Source organism: Burkholderia diffusa, assembly GCF_001718315.1.
In the GTDB taxonomy this organism is placed as follows: Bacteria; Pseudomonadota; Gammaproteobacteria; order Burkholderiales; family Burkholderiaceae; genus Burkholderia; species Burkholderia diffusa_B.
Genome location: NZ_CP013363.1, coordinates 913,381 through 933,261 on the forward strand (window position 1 = coordinate 913,381; position 19,881 = coordinate 933,261).

At 66.9% G+C, this 19,881-nt stretch carries 17 protein-coding genes and 1 pseudogene; 13 read left to right on the top strand and 5 right to left on the bottom strand.

Going from position 1 to position 19,881, the window contains the following annotated elements; translation table 11 throughout:
- Positions 1-130: 130 nt before the first annotated feature.
- The 3 genes from WI26_RS19535 to WI26_RS19545 all read right to left on the bottom strand — a co-directional run bounded on the left by WI26_RS19535 (position 131) and on the right by WI26_RS19545 (position 5,155).
- The gene (locus tag WI26_RS19535) at positions 131-1,318 is read right to left on the bottom strand and encodes a porin (RefSeq protein ID WP_069226876.1); all 1,188 of its coding nucleotides are present in this window, start codon (positions 1,316-1,318) and stop codon (positions 131-133) included.
- Positions 1,319-1,435: 117 nt separating this feature from the next.
- The gene (locus WI26_RS19540; protein WP_069226877.1) at positions 1,436-3,856 is read right to left on the bottom strand and encodes a glycoside hydrolase family 31 protein; all 2,421 of its coding nucleotides are present in this window, start codon (positions 3,854-3,856) and stop codon (positions 1,436-1,438) included.
- 27 nt (positions 3,857-3,883) lie between these two features.
- Positions 3,884-5,155, bottom strand: a complete 1,272-nt coding sequence (locus WI26_RS19545; RefSeq protein ID WP_059595398.1) for an MFS transporter — start codon at positions 5,153-5,155, stop codon at positions 3,884-3,886.
- Positions 5,156-5,555: 400 nt separating this feature from the next.
- Here WI26_RS19545 and WI26_RS19550 point away from each other — a divergent pair, with 400 nt between their 5' ends.
- From WI26_RS19550 to WI26_RS19590, 9 genes are all read left to right on the top strand, one after another.
- Complete coding sequence (locus WI26_RS19550) at positions 5,556-6,512, top strand: MurR/RpiR family transcriptional regulator (protein WP_069226878.1); 957 nt, start codon at positions 5,556-5,558, stop codon at positions 6,510-6,512.
- On the top strand, positions 6,509-7,495 hold the full coding sequence (locus WI26_RS19555) for an isoaspartyl peptidase/L-asparaginase family protein (RefSeq protein ID WP_069226879.1): 987 nt from the start codon (positions 6,509-6,511) through the stop codon (positions 7,493-7,495). The genes WI26_RS19550 and WI26_RS19555 overlap by 4 nt, the downstream gene beginning before the upstream one ends.
- Before the next feature lie 27 nt (positions 7,496-7,522).
- Entirely contained in the window at positions 7,523-9,433 is a 1,911-nt protein-coding gene (locus WI26_RS19560; protein WP_069226880.1) for a dipeptide ABC transporter ATP-binding protein, read from the top strand.
- A gap of 128 nt (positions 9,434-9,561) precedes the next feature.
- Complete coding sequence (gene gsiB, locus WI26_RS19565) at positions 9,562-11,124, top strand: glutathione ABC transporter substrate-binding protein GsiB (RefSeq protein ID WP_069226881.1); 1,563 nt, start codon at positions 9,562-9,564, stop codon at positions 11,122-11,124.
- A 67-nt stretch (positions 11,125-11,191) separates the two neighbouring features.
- Positions 11,192-12,112 (top strand): glutathione ABC transporter permease GsiC, encoded by a 921-nt coding sequence (gene gsiC, locus WI26_RS19570; protein ID WP_059466256.1) that lies wholly within the window; start codon positions 11,192-11,194, stop codon positions 12,110-12,112.
- 13 nt (positions 12,113-12,125) lie between these two features.
- A complete protein-coding gene (gsiD, locus tag WI26_RS19575) occupies positions 12,126-13,019 on the top strand; it encodes a glutathione ABC transporter permease GsiD (protein ID WP_059466255.1) in 894 nt (297 codons plus the stop codon).
- Positions 13,019-14,098 carry a P1 family peptidase gene (locus WI26_RS19580; RefSeq protein WP_069226882.1) on the top strand — a complete coding sequence of 360 codons (1,080 nt, stop codon included), beginning with the start codon at positions 13,019-13,021 and terminating at the stop codon, positions 14,096-14,098. The genes gsiD and WI26_RS19580 overlap by 1 nt, the downstream gene beginning before the upstream one ends.
- Positions 14,095-14,922 (top strand): M55 family metallopeptidase, encoded by an 828-nt coding sequence (locus WI26_RS19585; protein WP_069226883.1) that lies wholly within the window; start codon positions 14,095-14,097, stop codon positions 14,920-14,922. The genes WI26_RS19580 and WI26_RS19585 overlap by 4 nt, the downstream gene beginning before the upstream one ends.
- 224 nt (positions 14,923-15,146) lie before the next feature.
- Positions 15,147-15,926: an AraC family transcriptional regulator gene (locus tag WI26_RS19590; protein ID WP_069226884.1), complete on the top strand. Its 780-nt coding sequence runs from the start codon at positions 15,147-15,149 to the stop codon at positions 15,924-15,926.
- 462 nt (positions 15,927-16,388) lie between these two features.
- Here the strand turns inward: WI26_RS19590 and pcaG are convergent, their stop codons facing one another.
- Complete coding sequence (gene pcaG / locus WI26_RS19595; protein WP_069226885.1) at positions 16,389-16,982, bottom strand: protocatechuate 3,4-dioxygenase subunit alpha; 594 nt, start codon at positions 16,980-16,982, stop codon at positions 16,389-16,391.
- Between the two features lie 3 nt (positions 16,983-16,985).
- The gene (gene pcaH, locus WI26_RS19600; RefSeq protein ID WP_059450554.1) at positions 16,986-17,693 is read right to left on the bottom strand and encodes a protocatechuate 3,4-dioxygenase subunit beta; all 708 of its coding nucleotides are present in this window, start codon (positions 17,691-17,693) and stop codon (positions 16,986-16,988) included.
- A 70-nt stretch (positions 17,694-17,763) separates the two neighbouring features.
- Between pcaH and WI26_RS32300 the strand changes: the two genes are divergently transcribed.
- The 4 genes and pseudogenes from WI26_RS32300 (at position 17,764) to WI26_RS19615 (ending at position 19,864) form a co-directional block, all read left to right on the top strand.
- The gene (locus tag WI26_RS32300; protein ID WP_236849356.1) at positions 17,764-17,904 is read left to right on the top strand and encodes a hypothetical protein; all 141 of its coding nucleotides are present in this window, start codon (positions 17,764-17,766) and stop codon (positions 17,902-17,904) included.
- A gap of 109 nt (positions 17,905-18,013) precedes the next feature.
- On the top strand, positions 18,014-19,000 hold the full coding sequence (gene pcaQ / locus WI26_RS19605) for a pca operon transcription factor PcaQ (RefSeq protein WP_059466241.1): 987 nt from the start codon (positions 18,014-18,016) through the stop codon (positions 18,998-19,000).
- 136 nt (positions 19,001-19,136) lie between these two features.
- A pseudogene (locus WI26_RS19610) lies at positions 19,137-19,497 on the top strand (type II toxin-antitoxin system RelE/ParE family toxin).
- A gap of 70 nt (positions 19,498-19,567) precedes the next feature.
- The gene (locus WI26_RS19615; RefSeq protein ID WP_069226886.1) at positions 19,568-19,864 is read left to right on the top strand and encodes an XRE family transcriptional regulator; all 297 of its coding nucleotides are present in this window, start codon (positions 19,568-19,570) and stop codon (positions 19,862-19,864) included.
- Positions 19,865-19,881: the final 17 nt, after the last annotated feature.

Consider the following 19,881-nt stretch of genomic DNA (forward strand, 5'->3'; position numbering starts at 1 on the left):
GGTATTGGGGCGATCACGAAAACCCGCACGCTGCGCGCTGCGTGCGAGAGAGCGGCACGTCGAACGTAAAACGCCCCCGACGATGCCGGATCGTCCGGGGCTCAGGCAGGCGATGCGCAGCCGTGCGGGTTCAGAACGTCACGGCGATCCCGGCCATGCCGACGAACTGCCCGTGCGTCGTCGAAGGGGTGAGTTGCTGCGAATCGCCGACGATCGGCGCCGCGTCGACGATATGGCCGGCTCCCAGCGCGCCGAGCGTCCGCCCGCTCGAATGCGTGTACGCCTGCAGCACATAGAGCGTCGTGCGCTTAGACAGGCTGTACGACTCCTTCAGCGAATACTGCTGATAACGGGCCGCGTCCGACACACCGTTCGCCTTCGACGCGAGCGTGTACGCGAACGCGCCGGCCACCGAGAAGGTCGGCGTGAAGCGATACGCGGCGAGCGCGCCGTAGGTGTTGAACACGGCCGTGTCCGTGAACGCGGAGCCGTTGCCGGGCAAATACTTCACGTTCGAGTAGTTGAGGCCCATCGTCAGGTTGCCGAGCGTGTAGTTGCCGGCGGCCGCGACCTGTTCGATGGCCTTCGCGGTCAGGTAGCCCTGGTTCAGCACGGACACCGCGAAGCTGCCCGACGCCGCGGTCGCCGGATTCAGGAAGCCTGCCGACGAGCCCGAGCTGTTGATGCGCAGGTAGCCTGCCGCGATCCCGACCGGCCCGTTCGCATAGCGCAGCGCGGCGCTGAACGTGTTGCCCTTGCCGGTCGCGCCCGCGATGCCGCCGAACGCGTACATTGCGCTCGCGGTCAGCCCGGAGAATGTCGGCGACGTATAGGTGACGGAATTGTTGACGCGGATCGTCGTGTCGAGCCCGTCGATGTCGCCCGGATGCGCGCCCGTCGCGCCGGTCAGCCAGCTGCTCGACGCGTACGGGCCGACCAGCAGGAAGTACGGCGTGTACTGGCGGCCGGCCGTCACCGTGCCGTAATGATCGTTGCGCAGCCCGACGAAGGCCTGGCGGTTGAAGATCGTGCCGGCGGAGGCTTGCGCGCCGGTGTTCAGGTTGAAGCCGGATTGCAGGTCGAAGATCGCGTGCGTGCCGCCGCCGAGATCCTCGTCGCCGCGCAGCCCGAACTTCGACGCATACAGGTTGCCGTCGCGCATGTACACGTTCGAGTGACCTTGCTGGTTGTTCACGTACGCGATCGAATCGTCGACCACGCCGTACAGCGTCACGCTGCTCTGCGCATGGGCGGCGGAAGCGCCGAGCGACGCGACCGATAAAATTAGGATTGCAGAGTAGTGATGCGATGCCTTCATTGACGATCTCCAAGTCTCAAGGGGCGGGAGGCTGATCGGCCTCCTCTTTGGCGAAGGGCGAGTCGTGTGCGCGGCCCGCCCGATCCGAGGGTTCGGTGTTTTCTCGTGTTTGCGCGGTCAGTCGCCGAGTGCCACGACGATGCGGCGCCATGCACCGTCCCGCGCATCGTGTTCGATACGCGCACCGCGCACGGCAAGCGTGCCTTGCAGCGACGCCGGCAGCAGGATCTCGACGCGCTCGGCAGGGCGGTTCATGCGGCCGTCCCAGCGGACCGACACGCCGAGTTCGCCCGACGCCGCGCGCCCGGTCTCGATGCGCCACAGCCCGTATTCGCCGTCGCGCCACGCTTCCGTTTCGCCGTCGTCCTCAACGCACTCGCCGTACGCAACGCCGTCCTCGATGCGCGGCGCGACGAGGAAGCCGCGCATGTCCGCACGTGCGCCGAACCGCTGTTCGGCCACGTTCAGCGGCAGCACGCGGCCCTCGCGCAACAGCATCACCGGCGTGTCGAGCGGCGCGGGCAGCGTCACGTTCGCGCCGCCGTCGAACGACCGCGCGCTCGTGCAGCACAGCCAGCGCGCGCCGGACGGCAAGTAGACCGCGCGCTCCGTGCGGCCGGGCTCGACGACCGGCGCGACCAGCAGCGCGTCGCCGAGCATCATGTCGTCGCATTCGTCGTAGCAGCGCGGGTCGCCGGGGAAGTCGCCGAAGGTCGGCCGCAGCACGGGCTCGTAGCGCGTGGTCGACAGCCACAGCAGGTGATAGAGGTAAGGCAGCAGCCGGTAACGCTGCTTGATCAGCGACGCGATTCGCGCGGTGATCTCCGGATACATCCACGGTTCGTTGACGGTGCCGTCGTCATTCCACGAATGGATGCTGAAGCGCGGCATGAAGATGCCGAACTGCACCCAGCGCAGCAGCAGTTCGGGCGACGGCGCGGGGCCGGAGAAGCCGCCGATGTCGTGACCGATGTTCGACACGCCCGACAACGCGAGCCCGAGGCCCATCCTGAGGTTGTAGCGCAGCGTTTCCCACGACGTGTAGTTGTCGCCGGACCAGGTCTGCACGTAACGCTGCATGCCGGCGCCGCCGGAGCGCGACACGAGGAATGGCCGCCGTGCAGGCGCATGCGCGCGCTGCGCGTCGCGCGACGCGCGCATCATCAACATCGTCTGCAGCACCTTCGCGTCGCGTGCGGGAAACGGCTGGCCGAAGCCGTGCGCGATCGCGTCGGGCGACCAGATTTCGTATTCGTTGTTGTCGTTCCACGTCGACTCGATTCCATAGTCGAGCAGCGCCGACGTGACCTGCTCGCGCCACCAGCGGTACGTGTCCGGTTGAGTGAAGTCGAGATACGCGCCGACCTCGTCCCAGAACTGCACCCATGCCGGTTCGCCGGACGCCGAACGGATCAGCAGCCCGCGCCGCGCGGCGTCGTCGAACGCCGGGTGGTCGCGCAGCAGGCATGGCTTGATGTTCGCGCACAGGCGGATGCCGTGGTCGCGGTAGTGCTTCACGAAACCCTTCGCATCGGGAAACTTCTCGCGGTTCCAGTTGAACACGTAGCGCTTCGCGCCGATCGACGTATAGCCCGACGACAGGTGAAACGAATCGCACAGAATGTCGTGCGATTCGCACTGCTCGACGAACTGGTTCATCTGCCGCTGCGCGTCCGGCGCGTCGGTGTAGCTCATCGTCGAGCCCGAATAGCCGAGTCCCCATTTCGGCGTGCGGGCCGGGCGCCCGGTAAGCCACGTGAAGCGCCGCGCCGCCGCGAGCGGCGTGTCGGGCGACGCGATGAAGTAGTAGTCGAGGTCGCCGTGCTCGGCGACGAAGTAGCGGTACAGCCCGTGGTAGTTGTCGAGTTCGCGGCCCATGTCGAACGCGCAATCCGACAGCGTGTCATAGAACAGCCCGAAGCCCTGGCATGTGTCCGGCGACCACGTGACGTAGAACGGAATGTGTTTGTAGAGCGGGTCCGTGTGCTTCGCGCTGTAACCCATCGCGTCGATGTTGCGCATCTCGAAGCGCGCGCCGGTGCGGTCGAGGTCGCCCGCGCGTTCGCCGAGGCCGAACACCTTGTCGCCGCGCTCGCGCGCGACGTAGTGATAGGCGCGATCGTCCCACCAACCGAAGTTGTACGCCTGCGTCGCACGGTCGGCGAGCACGACGCGCCACGTGTCGTCGGCGCCGCGCATCGACCACGTGCAGTGGCCGCCTTGCCGGTTTACCGTGAGGCGGATCCGCTCGGTTTCGATGCGCACGCCGCCCCCGTCTTCGACAAAGTCGTAGGCCGGCAGCGCGAAGCCGCTCAGGTCGAGCCGGTCGCGCCCTTCGAGCGGCACGTCGTCGAGGCCCGGCGCGATCGTCCAGGTGCGAAGGTTGCGCGGCGTCGCGTCGGGCAGCACGCGCACGCGCACGATGTCGTCCTCGAGCACGAAGATCTCGAGGGTCGCGCCCGCGTCGGACGCGAGCAGCACGCGGTTCGCCTGCCGGTCGGCGACGCGGAACACGGGCGGATGAAGAAGCGAGGTCATGAAGGCGATTCCTGGTGAAAACGGCGGTCAGGCGTGTTGCGCGAGCAGGCGTTCCTGCTTCGACTGTCCGCGGATCAGCACCGCGAGCAACGTGACGCCGATGATGTCGAACAGGCCGAGGCACGCGAACAGCGGTGCGTAGCCGATCTTGTCGGCGAGCGCGCCGACCAGCAGCGAGAAGCCGAGCCCGCCGATCCATGCGGCCATCCCCGCGAAGCCGCTGGCGGTGCCGACTTCCTCGGGATCGAACACGTCGGCCGACAGCGTGTTGACGAGCGCGGAGATCATCTGGTGCGCGAAGCCGCCGACGCAGAACAGGCCGATGGCCGTGTACGGCGACGACACGAGCCCGATCATCGCCGGCCCCAGCATCAGCACTGCGCCAAGCGCGACGCCGGCGACACGCGACCACACGAGCGGCAGCTTGAACCGTTTCGCGAGGTAGGGCGACAGGTAGCCGCCGGCAATGCCGCCGAGGTCGGCCGCGAGAAACGGCATCCACGCGAACACGGCGATCTGCGCGAGCGCCATGTGGCGTTCGGTCGCGAGGTACAGCGGGATCCAGAAACTGAAGGTCTGCCACGCGGGTTCCGCGAAGAAGCGCGGCAGCGCGATCGCCCAGAAGCGGCGCGCGGTAACGACGTCGCGAATCCGGCGCTTCGACACGGCCGGCATCGTGGCCTGGCCGTCGCGGATCAGCGTGCGCTCCTGCGACGTGATGCGCGGATGATCGGCCGGCGACCGGTACTGCGTGTACCACAGCGCGGCCCACGCGAAGCCGAGCGCGCCGGTGACCATGAATGCGGACTGCCAGCCGAACCGCATCGACAGGAACACGACCAACGGCGGTGCGATCGCGGCGCCGAGCGATGTTCCCGCATTGAAGTAGCCGACCGCGACGGATTTCTCTCGATCCGGAAACCATTCGGCGACGGCCTTCATCCCTGACGGAATCGCGGCGGCCTCGAACAGCCCGAGCAAGCCGCGCAGGATGCCGAGCGACAGCCAGCCCGATGCGAAGCCGTGCGCGACGCCGACTACCGACCACAGCATCGCGAACAGCGCGAATCCGAGCCGCAGGCCGATCAGGTCCACGATGAACCCGCAGACCGGCTGCATGATCGTATAGCCGATCTGGAACGCCCCGACGATGTAAGAGTACTGCTGCGTCGAGATCGCGAACACGTGCTTCAGCTCCGGTGCGAGCACCGCGAGGGAATTTCGCGCGAGGTAGTTGAGAATCGTGCCGAGACATACCAGCACGATGATCCACCAGCGCAACGCCTTGACTGTTTTCACTGCTGTCTCCTGATCCATGCAAGTCGCCCGGCCGGGGCGGCTTATGCGGTCATGTTTGTACGATGTCCGATCTTGACGGGCGGCTGTTTCACCTGATTTCTACCAGAGCGTCTGCATTCGATCGAACATTCAGTCGCCGTCGAAGCTCAATGTTATCTGACGACTGATCATTTTCGAGCATCCTATGTTCGAATTCGAATCCGGTCAACGCGAATCTGCATTCGAACGAACATCCTTGGGGTATTCCCGATAAGTCTGCGGACAGGGGGCCGATGCGTTGTGCGACGCGACTGCATCAGGCGGGCCCGGCAGGGGGCGTGACAACCCTGATGAAAATTTATTTTTTTCCTCTCGGTAGATTGTGTAAATTGATTTTCATCTACCTTGCAAAACCATTCGCATGACGCCTCTCGTTCCGCACGATGCCAGTCAGGACGAATCCGCGATCGCGGAGCGCATCGCCTCGGCCATGCCGCGGATGACACCGATTCATCGCAGGATGGGCGAATTCGTGCTCGCGAATCCGTTTCGCGCCGCGACGATGCGGATCGACGAGCTCGCGCAGGCCGTGAATGCGTCGATCGCGACCGCGAACCGCTTCGCCAGGGCCCTCGGGTTCGACGGCTATCCGGCGATGCGCGCGGCGCTCGTGCGCGGCTTCGAGGCGACGCTCGGGCCGGTCGAGCGGCTGCGTTCGGCGCAGGAGCAGGAACAGGAGCACGAGCAGGGCGTGCGCGGCGCCGCATGGATCGACGCAGTCTTCGACCAGGCCGTCGCGAACATCGAGAACACGCGTGCGCAGCTGGATGCGGCCGACGTCGAGGCGGCCGTCGAAGCGATTGTCGGTGCGCGGCGCGTGCTGATCCTCGGCGCCGGTTCGAGCGCGTTCCTGACCGGGCTGATGGAACACGGATTGTCGGTGTGTCACGACAACGTGCAGTCCCTCGCGCTGCTCGGCGGCCCGTCGCACGCGGCGCGGCGCCTGTACACGGCCGACTCGCGCGATCTCGTGATCGCGCTCGCGTTTCCGCGCTACGTCAAGGACACGATCGAGCTGGCCCGCCGCGCGGCCGCGCGTGGCGCGCGCGTGCTCGGCATCTCCGACGGGCCCGGTTCGCCGCTTGCACCGATCGCGACGCTGAATCTGTATGTCAAGGCCGAACGGCGTTTCGCGGCCACGTCGGAAGCGGCCGTGCTGACGATGATCGAGGCGCTGATCGACGCGGTGGCGCTGCGCACGCACCGCTCCGCGAAGTCCGCCGCCGAAATGACCGAATTCCTGTTGCCGTGGCTGGTCCACCCGCAAGCGGCGCTGCCCGCCGTCAACCCCTCTCCCTCCGGTCCGAAAAAATCATGACTTCAACCGCGATCGTCGCGATTCATGGCGGTGCAGGCACGATCCTGCGCGATGCGATGGACACCGACACCGAACGCCAGTACCGCGCCGAACTCACCGCGATCCTGCGGGCCGCGCAACAGGTGCTCGCCGATGGCGGCAGCGCGCTCGACGCCGTCACCGTTGCGGTGCGGCTGCTCGAGGACTGTCCGCTGTTCAACGCCGGGCGCGGCGCCGTCTATACGGCCGAAGGCAAGCACGAACTCGACGCGGCGGTGATGGACGGCACGACGCTCGCGGCCGGCGCGATCTGCTGCGCGACCCGCGTGCGCAATCCAGTGCTCGCCGCACGGCGCGTGATGGAAGCGAGCGAGCACGTGCTGTTGGCCGGCGCGGGCGCCGACGCTTTCGCGGCCGCACAGGGCCTCGAGCTCGCCGAGCCCGGCTACTTCGACACCGAAGCGCGTCATGCGCAGTGGGTCAAGGCGCGCGCGGCGGCCGGCACGATGCTCGATCACGATGCGGCGACCTTCGCGTTCGGCGCCGGGCAGCCGGCCGAGCCGCTCGATCCCGATCGCAAGCACGGCACGGTCGGCGCGGTCGCGTGCGACGTGCACGGCCATATCGCGGCGGCGACGTCGACCGGCGGCATCACGAACAAGCAGCCCGGTCGCGTCGGCGATTCGCCGATCATCGGCGCTGGCTGCTACGCCGACGATGCGACCTGCGCGGTATCCGCGACGGGCACCGGCGAGATGTTCATCCGGCTCGCGACCGCGCATGACGTGGCCGCGCAGATGGCCTATCGCGGCGCATCGCTCGCCGATGCCGCGCACGACGCGGTGATGAACAAGCTGCCGCGCCTGGCCGGGCGCGGCGGGATCGTCGCGGTCGACGCGCACGGCAACGTCGCGATGCCGTTCAACACGGAAGGGATGTATCGCGGTTACGCACGCGTCGGCCAGACGCCCGTGGTCGGCATCTATCGCGACGATGCGGCCTGATTCCGGATCGTACGAGGAGACCTTCGCATGACTTCGAGCCGAACCCCGTCCGCGCTGGTGCTGCCGGAACAGCGCGTCGTCGCCGTCGACGATCTCTCGGTCATATTTCGCCGCGAAAACGCGACGTTCGATGCGGTGCGCAACATGTCGTTTCACGTCGATCGCGGCGAGACGCTCGCGATCGTCGGCGAGTCCGGTTCCGGCAAGTCGGTCACGTCGCTCGCGCTGATGCGGCTCGTCGAGCATGGCGGCGGCGAAATCACGAGCGGCCGGATCGTGTTGCGGCGTCGCGGCGGCGCGCTCGTCGACCTCGCGCAGGCCAGCGCGGTGACGATGCGCGGGATCCGCGGCGCGGACATCGCGATGATCTTCCAGGAGCCGATGACGTCGCTGAACCCGGTGTTTACGGTCGGCGACCAGATCAGCGAGGCCATCGCGCTGCACCAGTCGAAAAGCACGACCGAAGCCCGCGCGGAAGCGTTGCGGCTGCTCGATCTCGTGCGCATTCCCGAGGCGCGCCGCGTGTTCGCGCGCTATCCGCACCAGTTGTCCGGCGGGATGCGGCAGCGCGTGATGATAGCGATGGCGCTGTCGTGCCGGCCCGCGCTCCTGATCGCCGACGAACCGACGACCGCGCTCGACGTGACGATCCAGGCGCAGATCCTGCAGCTGATCCGCGGCCTGCAGGACGAAATGAACATGGGCGTGATCTTCATCACGCACGACATGGGCGTGGTCGCCGAAGTGGCCGATCGCGTGCTCGTGATGTATCGCGGCGAGAAGGTCGAGGAGGGCGAGTCCGAGCGCATTTTCGCGACGCCCGCGCATCGCTACACGCGTGCGCTGCTCGCGGCCGTGCCGCGGCTCGGCTCGATGCAGGGCACCGACCGCCCCGAAAAATTCCCGCTGCTGAAGGTGGACGGCGCAAGCGCGGCTGCGGCGAACGATGCGAGCAACGCGGGCGCGGCTCCCGCCGCCGGGCAGCCGCCCGTCGATCCGGCGGCACCGCCGATCCTGCGTGTGCGCGATCTCGTCACGCGGTTTCCGGTGAAAAGCGGCGTGTTCGGCCGCGTGTCGCAATACGTGCATGCAGTCGAGCGCGTGAGCTTCGAGCTGCGCGCGGGCGAGACGCTCGCGCTGGTCGGTGAATCCGGCTGCGGCAAGTCGACCACCGGCCGCTCGCTGCTGCGCCTCGTCGAATCGCAGAGCGGTTCGATCGAATTCGACGGCCGCGACATCAGTGCGATGAAGGGCCACGACCTGCAGGCGCTGCGCCGCAACATCCAGTTCATCTTCCAGGATCCGTTCGCGTCGCTGAACCCGCGCCTGACGGTCGGTTTCTCGATCATGGAGCCGTTGCTCGTGCACGGCGTCGCGAGCGGCCGCGAAGCGCAGGCGCGCGTCGACTGGCTGCTCGACAAGGTCGGCCTGCCGCCGGAGGCCGCGCGCCGCTATCCGCACGAATTCTCGGGCGGCCAGCGCCAGCGGATCGCCATCGCACGCGCGCTCGCGCTGAATCCGAAGGTCGTGATCGCCGATGAATCGGTGTCCGCGCTCGACGTGTCCGTGCAGGCGCAGATCGTGAACCTGATGCTCGACCTGCAGCGCGAGCTGGGCGTCGCGTATCTGTTCATCTCGCACGACATGGCTGTCGTCGAGCGCGTCAGCCATCGGGTCGCGGTGATGTATCTCGGTCAGATCGTCGAGATCGGTCCGCGCCGCGCGGTGTTCGAGGCGCCTCGGCATCCGTACACGAAGAAGCTGATGAGCGCGGTGCCGGTGGCCGATCCGGCGCGCCGGCATGCGCCGCGCCAGCTCGCGGCGGACGAGATTCCGAGCCCGATCCGCGCGGTCGGCGACGAGCCGCTCGTCGCGCCGCTCGTGGCAGTCGGCCCCGATCATTACGTCGCGACGCATCGCGTCGGCGGCGCGTATTGATGCACGGCGAGTTGCAGATGGACCGCAGCTGCGCACGTGCCAGGCAACGGCGTCATTTTCCCGAGCGGATGCAGTCACGCCGCGATTTTCACCACGCGTTACCGAATCATCCACAGGAGCCAGACAAAATGAACAAGCCGCATTCGTTCCCGATGTTCCGTCCGCGAGCGTTGTTCGCCGCGGGGGCAGGCGCGCTCGCGCTGACGGTCGCCGTGCCCGCGTTCGCGCAACAGAACGTCGTGGTCGCCGTGTACTCGACGTTCACGACGATGGACCCGTACGACGCGAACGATACGGTGTCGCAAGCTGTCGTCAAGTCGTTCTACGAAGGGCTGTTCGGTTTCGACAAGGACATGAAGCTCATCAACGTGCTGGCGACGAGCTACCAGGCGTCGCCCGATGCGAAGGTCTACACGGTCAAGCTGCGCCCGGGCGTGAAGTTCCATGACGGCACCGAATTCAACGCCGACGCGGTGAAGGCGAACTTCGACCGCGTGACCGATCCGGCGAACAAGCTGAAGCGTTACGGGCTGTTCCGCGTGATCGAGAAGACCGAGGTGGTCGATCCGATGACGGTGCGCTTCACGCTGCGCGAGCCGTTCTCCGCGTTCATCAACACGCTTGCGCACCCGTCGGCGGTGATGATCTCGCCGGCCGCGCTGAAGAAGTGGGGACGCGACGTGTCGCTGCATCCGGTCGGCACGGGCCCGTTCGAGTTCGTCGAATGGAAGCAGACCGACGACATGAAGGTGAAGAAGTTTGCCGGCTACTGGAAGAAGGGCTATCCGAAGGTCGATTCGATCGACTGGAAGCCGGTGGTCGACAACAATACGCGCGCCGCACTGCTCAAGACCGGCGAGGCGGATTTCGCGTTCACGATCCCGTTCGAGCAGGCGGCCGACCTGAAGAGCAATCCGAAGGTCGAGCTGATCGAGCGGCCGTCGATCATCCAGCGCTACATCTCGCTGAACACGCAGAAGAAGCCGTTCGACAATCCGAAGGTGCGTGAAGCGCTGAACTACGCGGTCAACAAGGAAGCGCTCGCGAAGGTCGTGTTCGCCGGCTACGCAACGCCGCAAACGGGTGTCGCGCCGGTGGGCGTCGAATACGCGACCAAGCTCGGACCCTGGCCGTACGATCCGGCGAAGGCGCGCGCACTGCTGAAGGAAGCCGGATATCCGAACGGCTTCGAGTCGACGCTCTGGTCAGCGTACAACCATTCGACGGCGCAGAAGCTGATCCAGTTCGTCCAGCAGCAGCTCGCGCAGGTCGGCGTGAAGGTGCAGGTGCAGGCACTCGAGGCCGGCGAGCGGGTCGCGAAGGTCGAGAGCGCGCAGGACCCGGCGACGGCACCGGTGCGGATGTACTACAGCGGCTGGTCGGCCTCGACGGGCGAGGCGAACTGGGCGCTGTCGCCGCTGCTCGCGTCCACGTCGGCGCCGCCGAAGCTCTACAACACCGCGTACTACAAGAACGGTGCCGTCGACGACGATCTCGCGAAGGCGCTCGAGACGACCGACCAGGCGAAGAAGGCCGCCCTGTATGCCGACGCGCAGAAGCAGGTGTGGGCCGACGCGCCATGGATCTTCCTGGTGCAGGAGAAGATCGTCTATGCGCGCAGCAAGCGGCTGCACGGCATGTACGTGATGCCGGACGGTTCGTTCAACTTCGACGAAATCTCGGTGAAATGACGGCGATTCGCTCGCTGTGCGGCGCCGGCGACGCAAGCTGCCGGCGCGCTGATTCGATCGGTGTCCCATGCTGAATTTTCTCGTCAAGCGCCTGTTCGGCCTGCTGCCCACGCTCGCGATCGTCGCGGTGCTGGTGTTCCTGTTCGTGCACCTGCTGCCGGGCGATCCCGCGCGGCTCGCGGCCGGGCCCGAAGCCGACGACGCGACGGTCGCGCTCGTGCGAGCCGATCTCGGCCTCGACCGGCCGCTGCCGGCGCAGTTCGCGAACTTCTTCGTGAAGATCGCGCACGGCGATTTCGGCACGTCGACGCGCAGCAAGCGGCCGGTGTCGACCGAGATCGGCGAGCGCTTCATGCCGACGCTGCTGCTGACGCTCGTCAGCATGGTATGGGCGACGGTGTTCGGGATGGCGATCGGCATCGCGTCGGCGGTATGGCGCAACCGCTGGCCCGACCGCCTCGGGATGACGATCGCGGTGTCGGGCATTTCGTTTCCCGCGTTCGCGCTCGGCATGCTGCTGATGGAGATCTTCTCGGTGAAGCTCGGCTGGCTGCCCGTCGTGCCGGACGGCACGTGGAAGAGCTACGTGCTGCCGTCGCTCACGCTCGGCGCCGCGGTCGCGGCCGTGATGGCACGCTTCACGCGCGCGTCGTTCGTCGAGGTGCTCAACGAGGACTACGTGCGCACCGCGCGTGCGAAGGGCGTGCACGAGCCGATGGTCGTGCTCAAGCATTGCCTGCGCAACGCGATGATCCCGGTCGTCACGATGATGGGGCTGCAGTTCGGTTTCCTGCTCGGCGGCTCGATCGTCGTCGAGGCCGTGTTCAACTGGCCGGGGCTCGGGCGCTTGCTGGTCGACGCGGTGACGATGCGCGACTACCCGGTGATCCAGGCGATCGTGCTGCTGTTCTCGCTCGAATTCATCCTGATCAACCTGACCGTCGACGTGCTGTACGCGGTCATCAACCCGACCATCCGGTTCAAGTGAGAGTGAGGCGAGCATGAACGCGACTGTCCAGCCCGCGGCGTCGGCCGCATCGAGCGCGATCCGAACGCCGTGGCGCGAATTCTGGCGCAAGTTCCGCAAGCAGACCGTTGCGCTGGTCGCCGGCGGTTTCGTGCTGGCGCTCGTCGTGCTCGCATTTGTCGGCCCGCACATCGTGCCGTTCGATCCCGAAAACTATTTCGACTACGACGCACTGAACGCGGGGCCATCGGCCGTGCACTGGTTCGGCGTCGACTCGCTCGGCCGCGACATCTTCAGCCGGATCGTCACCGGCACGCGAATCTCGCTCGCCGCCGGTTTCTTCTCCGTCGCGCTCGGCGCGCTCGTCGGCACGTTCTTCGGACTGCTCGCCGGCTACTACGAAGGCTGGTGGGACCGCATCACGATGCGCGTGGCCGACGTGCTGTTTGCGTTCCCGGGGATCCTGCTCGCGATCGGCGTCGTCGCGATCCTCGGCAACGGGATGATCAACGTGATCTGCGCGGTCGCGATTTTCAGCATTCCGGCGTTCGCGCGGCTCGTGCGCGGCAACACGCTGATGCTCAAACACATGACCTACGTGGAAGCCGCGCGCAGCATCGGCGCGTCCGACTGGACGATCATCATGCGACACATCCTGCCCGGCACCGTGTCGTCGGTCGTCGTCTACTTCACGATGCGGATCGGCACGTCGATCATCACGGCCGCGAGCCTGTCGTTCCTCGGGCTCGGCGCGCAGCCGCCGACACCGGAGTGGGGCGCGATGCTCAACGAGGCGCGCGCGGACATGGTGACCGCGCCGCACGTTGCGATCTTCCCGAGCCTCGCGATCTTCCTGACGGTGCTCGCGTTCAACCTGCTCGGCGACGGGCTGCGCGACGCGCTCGACCCGAAGCTGGAGCGGCGCTGATGGGTGCGGTTCCGATGTGGAGCTCGACGCTGCCGGCCGGGCCGCGCGGCACGATCGCCGACGTGCCGGGCGTGAGCGTCGGCCATGCGACGCTCGATGCCGGCGACGTGCAGACGGGCGTCACCGTCGTCAAGCCGCATCCGGGCGACCTTTACCGCAGCAAGGTGCCGGCCGGCGCGGCCGTCATCAACGGCTTCGGCAAGAGCGTCGGGCTCGTGCAGGTCGACGAACTCGGCATGCTCGACACGCCGATCGCGCTGACCAACACGTTCGGCGTCGGCGCGGTTGCACAGGCGCAGATCCGCGCGGCGATCGCGACGAATCCGCGGGTGGGCCGCGACTGGCCGACCGTCAACCCGCTCGTGTTCGAATGCAACGACGGTTATCTGAACGACATCCAGGCGTTCGCGGTGACGGCTGCGCATTACGACGAAGCCTGCAATACCTCGGCGCGAGATTTCGCGCGTGGCGCGGTGGGCGCCGGGCGCGGGATGTCGTGTTTCGACCTGAAGGGCGGGATCGGCTCCGCGTCGCGCGTGGCCGTTGCCGTCGGCAGGCCGTACACGGTCGGCGCGCTGGTGCTCGCGAACTTCGGCCGGCTGCCGATGCTGACGCTCGGTGGCGTGCCGCTCGGACGCATCGTCGCGCAGCGGCATGCCGCCGAGCACGCGCAGTCGATGCCCGAGCAAGGCTCGATCATCCTGCTGCTGGCGACCGATGCGCCGCTCGACGCGCGGCAACTGTCGCGGCTCGCCCGCCGCGCGGGCGCGGGGCTCGCCCGGACCGGTTCGGTCTACGGGCACGGCAGCGGCGACATCGCGCTCGCGTTTTCCACCGCTTACACGATCGCGCACGATGCATCGACCGTCGCGCTGCCGGCGCTCGTGGCCGATGCGGCGCTCGATCCGCTGTTCATGGCCGCGGCCGAAAGCGTCGAGCATGCGATCGCCGATGCACTGCTCCAGGCCGTGACCGTGACCGGGCGCGATGGCCACGTGCGGCAATCGCTGCGGGACGCGGTGCCCGATCTCGATCGGTTACTCAACGAAGGCAACGAAGGACATCCGATCCATTCATGAAGATCCTGATCTCGACCGACATCGAGGGTGTCGCCGGCGTGTTTGCCATCGAGCAGACGCGAGCCGGTAACCCGGAATACGAACGCGCGCGCCGCTGGATGACCGCCGAGGCGAACGCGGCGATCGAAGGCGCATTCGCCGGTGGCGCGCAAGCCGTATGGGTCAACGATTCGCATGGCGGCTTCCGCAATCTGCTGCCCGACGGGCTCGATGCCCGTGCCCGTGTCGTGCTCGGCAAGCCGCGCACGCTGGGGATGATGGCGGGCCTCGAGCAGCAGCCCGACCTCGTGTTCATGATCGGCTTTCACGCGAAATCGCAGACGCGCGGCGTGCTTGCGCACACCATCAACAACTTCGCGTTCACGCAGGTATGGCTGAACGGCGTCGAGCTCGGCGAGGCCGGGCTATACGGCGCGCTGGCGCGCGAATACGGCGCACACGTCGCGCTGGCGTCGGGCGACGACGTGTTCGCCGAGGAAACCCGGCCGCTGTTTCCGGACGCGCGTTTCGAGACGGTCAAGACGGCCGGCGGCGCATCGAGCGGCGACACGCTCACGCCGGCAGCGTCCTGCGGGCGCATCGCGGCCGCCGCACGCGAAACGGTCGCGCACGCGCTGTCGTCGGGCTGGCGCGCGGGCGCGCATCGGCCCGCGCCGGCCGCTTGCACGCTGCGCGTGCAGACGGCCGCGCTCGCCGATCTGTTCTGCGTGCTGCCGTCGCTCGAGCGGGTCGATGCGGTGACGCTGCGCTTCGACGGGCCGTCGGTGGAGCACGTGGTGCGCACGCTGAACAGCCTGTCGGCGATGTCGTTCATGCTGCGGTGATGCGTGGTGACCGGATGCCGGCCCGCGATCTCATCGCTGAAATCCGTGTCGGCGCGCGTCCCGCGAGATGAAACGTATTGGATATCTCCGTTTCGATGAAGTCGCTATCCGGCCAATGGGCCGTAGGGTCCTGCGGCCGTCCGGTCGCGCAGCATGGAGCGGATCGTAGACCGATCGAAGGTGACCTACCTTCGATATCGTGCATTCATGATGGAATTCGGGCCTTGAGAAATACGCAACTGGATCCCAACGAACACATTCCGCGCAGCGTCGTGGCGAGCGCCAACGACTACGCGGCCGGCACGACGTTTCCTGCGCGCGCGCACCGGCGCGGGCAGTTCTCGATCGCGTCGCGCGGCACGATCAGCGTGTCGACGCCGCACGGCCGCTGGCTCGTGCCGCCGCAGCGCGCGTGCTGGGTGCCGGCCGGCGTGAGGCACGAAATGACGATGACCGGTCCGGTCACGATGCTCAACGCGTTCGTATCCGAAGACATGGCGCGGGCTGCCGGACTACCGGACCAGTGCGGCGTATATGGCGTATCGCCGCTCTTGCGGCAACTCATCGACGAAGCGATCGACCTGCCGGCGATGTACGACGTCGATGGCCGGGCAGGCAAGCTGATGGCGCTGCTGATCGCGGAAATCGCGACGATGCCGCGGCTGTCGCTGCACGCGCCGCTGCCGACCGATGCGCGCCTCGCGAAGATCTGCCGCCATCTGTTCGCGTCGCCGTCGATCGCGGCGGATCTCGATCTGGTGGCGACCGATGCGGGCGTGAGCCGACGCACGTTTACGCGGCTGTTCCGCGCGCAGACGGGCGTGAGTTTCGCCGCGTGGCGTCAGCAGGTCTGCATGCTGGCGGCGATCACGCGACTGAGCGACGGGCAGCCGGTGACGCGTGTCGCGTTCGAGCTCGGATATGCGAGCTCGAGCGCCTTTACGTCGGCGTTTCGCCGCATCCTCGGCGAAACGCCGAGCCGGTATCTGGAGGCGCGTCGCTAATCGGAACGGATACGGCGGCCGACGCGGTGCCGTGCTTCGTCACGGGCGAAAAAAACGCGCCTGCCAGGTTTCGGTCAGACGCGCTTAAAGGCACTCGGTCAGAAAAAAATGCGCGACAGCCAGCGGGGCAGTGTTCGCGCATCGTGTCGTGAAATTGTTGCTTGTTCCGATTCAATGGCCTCGGTTGGGTGCGGATAGCAAAGCATACGCCGCATAACGCCCAAACGATATCGCGCAGCGCCAACGATTCATGTGCAAACGCAGCATGCGTTTTAATCGCGCGTTCGATTTCGGGGTCCGAAGCAGCCAGCTACGGGCGTCGGCAATGCTGGCGGTGCGTGCTGCGGTACGGCATCGAATGTTGGCGCTCGAAAACGGAAACCGCCACGCGACGCGATGCCTGCTGGTATCGCGCTACGCGGCGGTTCGGTGCGGGCAGCCGGCAGGCTGCCGGCTCGTGCGTCACACGTCGAAGAACACGGTCTCGTCCTGCCCTTGCATATGGATGTCGAAGCGGTACACGACGGGCCGGCCCGGTTGTGCGTTGCGTTTCGCGACGAGCGTCGCGCGGCGTTCGGCCGGCACCAGGTTCAGCACCGGATCGGCCGCGTTCGCGGCAGCTTCGTCATCGAAATATACGCGGGTGAATGCGTGGGTCAGGATCCCGCGCATCATTACGGTCACGTTGATGTGCGGCGCTTCGTCGGCGGCGATGCGGCCCGGCTTCACCGTCGGTACGACGAAGCGGTGCTGCGCATCGGTGCCCGTCCCGACCCGTGCGAAACCCGTGAAACCGGACTTCGCGATGTCGCCCCGCGAGGTGGGATAGCGGCCCGCCGCGTCCACCTGCGTGAATTCGAGCACTGCGTCGCTGACGACGTTGCCATCGCCGTCGAACACCTGTCCGACCAGCAGCATATGTTCGCCTTCGGCGTCCGGCGTGGCGATCGTCGGCGTGAACAGGCTCTTCAGATCGTAGTGGTACTGCTGCGGGCACAGGCCGTAAGCGAAGTACGGGCCGACCGTTTGCGAAGGGGTTTGCTTCAGCGTCGTCATGGTTCAGCGCTCCATCGGGGTAGCGTCGCGGCCGCGCAGCACGATGTCGAATTCGTAGCCGAGCGCATAGCCTTCTTCGGTGATGTCCATCGAGAAGCGCGAGATCAGGCGATCGCGCGCTGCTTCCGGTGTGCCCTGGAAGATCGGGTCGTACGCGAGCAGCGGGTCGCCAGGGAAGTACATCTGCGTGACGAGGCGCGAGCCGAAGTAGTCGCCGAACAGCGAGAAATGGATGTGATTCGGGCGCCACGCGTTCGGATGGTTGCCCCACGGATAGGCGCCGGGCTTGATCGTCAGGAAGCGGTAGCGGCCTTCGGCGTCGGTCAGGCAGCGGCCGGCGCCGAGGAAGTTCGGGTCGAGCGGCGCGTCGTGCTGGTCGACCTTGTGCACGTAGCGGCCGGCCGCGTTCGCCTGCCATACCTCGACGAGCGTGTTGCGCACGGGCTTGCCGCCTTCGTCGAGCACGCGGCCGGTGACGACGATGCGCTCGCCGAGCGGCTCGCCGTTCTTCACGGCGTTCTTCGTCAGGTCGTGGTCGAGCGCACCGAGATCCTCGGTGCCGTAGACAGGAGCGAACTGGTCGCGCAGCTTTTCCTTCAACGGGATCATCGGGCGCGTCGGGCCGCGCTTCACCGACGAACGGTACTCGGGGTGGACATACGCGGGATGCGACGGCCAGTCGCGCGGTGTGAGGATCGTGGGGGAATCCATCGGGCGTCTCCTGATAGGTATTTCGCGAAGTGGATGGCAAGACTTTAGCCAAGCCGGAAAGTTATGAAAAATGACCTTTTTTCGCGAATTGCATAACTATTCGTTATGTTTTGCGGCGCTGCATGCGGTGTCGTCGTCGGCACCGCTCGGCCAGAAGCGCGGCACCGCGTTGCCGATCACGAAATGGATCCGGGAACTGACCGGATTGTGACCGGATTCCACGCGCCGCGGCGTCATGCGTGCCATCGTGCCGAGTGCTTGGGCCTTTCCGGAAAGTTATGCAAAATGGCATTTCATCACCACTCGCATAACTGCTCGTTATGAATAACCGTATTGCCGACGGCCGCGTCAAGTTCAGGCACCTGCAGTGTTTTCTCGCGGTCGCACAACTGGGCGGTGTGCAGAAGGCGGCCGAAAGCCTGTCGATTACGCAGCCGGCCGTGTCCAAGACGATCGCCGAACTCGAGTCGATCCTCGGCGTGAAGTTGTTCGAACGGGGGCGGCACGGCGCGCAGCCGACGCGCGAAGCGCAACTGTTCATCCCGCATGCGAACGCGTGCGTGCTGGCGCTGCGGCAGGGCGTCGGTCTGCTCGCGCGCGAGGGCGGCGCGGCTGCGGCGACGCTCGAAATCGGCATGCTGCCGACGGTTGCGGCATCGCTTGCGCCCGCGCTGATGAAGGCTTTGACCGCACGCTGGCCGCGCATCGTGGTGCGGATCGCGACGGCCGCGAATGCCGAGCTGCTGGAGCGTCTGAAGGCCGGGGCGATCGAATGCGCGATCGGGCGTCTGTCGGAGCCGGAGCGGATGATCGGGCTCGCGTTCGAGCAGCTGTACAACGAACCGCTCGTCGCGGTCGTGCGCGCCGGACATCCGCTGCTGGCGAGCGCCGCGCCGGCTGCCGAACTTGCGCGCTACCCGGTCGTGCTGCCGCCGTTCGGCACGCTGATCCGCCAGTCGGCCGAGCAACTGCTTGGCGCGTGCGGCGCGCCGCCGCTGGATTCGTTCATCGAGGTGCTGTCGGTGTCGGTCGCGCGCGCGCTTGCGCTCGAGAACGACGCCGTGTGGTTCGTGCCGCTCTATGCGGCCGAATACGACCTGTCGGCCGGCGCACTCGCGCGCCTGCCGCTGCCGTCCGCGGGCACCGACGAGCCGGTCGGCCTTGTGCTGCGTACCGATGCACAACCGTCACCCGTCGCGCGGACGTTGATCGACGCCGTGCGCGACATCGCGCAGGCGCGGTTCGGCGATGCGCATACCCGTCGCGCGCCGCGCAGTGCGCGCAAGCCGGCGGGCCGCGCGCGCTGAAACGCCGGGTAGAACGCGTGCGGGCGGTGTCCGGCCCGCTGTTCCTTTACCGCCATTCCGTTAGCCGTTCGGTCAGTAGCGGGCGTCGTCATGCTTGGCATATCGTATCGTTTTTGGTACGCTCGATGACACGACGATGGCGAGACAGCAGATTCAGATCACGCTCGGCGTGCGGTTCTTCCGCACCGCGCGTGGTAACGAGCCGGTGCGCGAATGGCTCAAGGCGCTCGGGCAGCTCGAGCGCAGGGTGATCGGCGAAGAGATCAAGACGGTTCAACTCGGCTGGCCGCTCGGCATGCCGCTGGTCCGGAAGATGTCTGCTGATCTTTGGGAAATCCGCGTGATGCTGCCGCGGCGAAGTGCGCGCGTGCTGTTCACGGTCGTCGGCGACACGATGGTGCTGCTGCATGCGTTCTTCAAGCAATCGCAGGCCACGCCGTCCGACGATCTCGACGCGACCGTCAGCGCGGCTGAAAGCGCTGACACGCGCCATCTGAATTTCCCCGGCGGCGCCGCCACATGCGATCGGCGATGTGCCGGCCGGCAACGCCATGCACTGGAGTACCCATGACGACCACGAACAACCCGCATATCGGCAGCGACTTCGACACTTTCCTCGAGGACGAAGGGCACCTCGAAGCGGCCACCGCCACCGCGATCAAGCGCGTGATCGCGTGGCAGATCGGGCAGGAAATGAAGGCGCAGCACATCACGAAAACCGCGATGGCCGCGCGGATGAAGACCAGCCGCGCCGCGCTCAACCGGCTGCTCGACGAAACCGATACGAGCCTCACGCTCGCGACGCTGGCGAGCGCCGCCACCGCGCTTGGCAAGCGGCTCAGCTTCGAGCTCGTGCCGGCCTGACGAGCCGGGCGAAACGG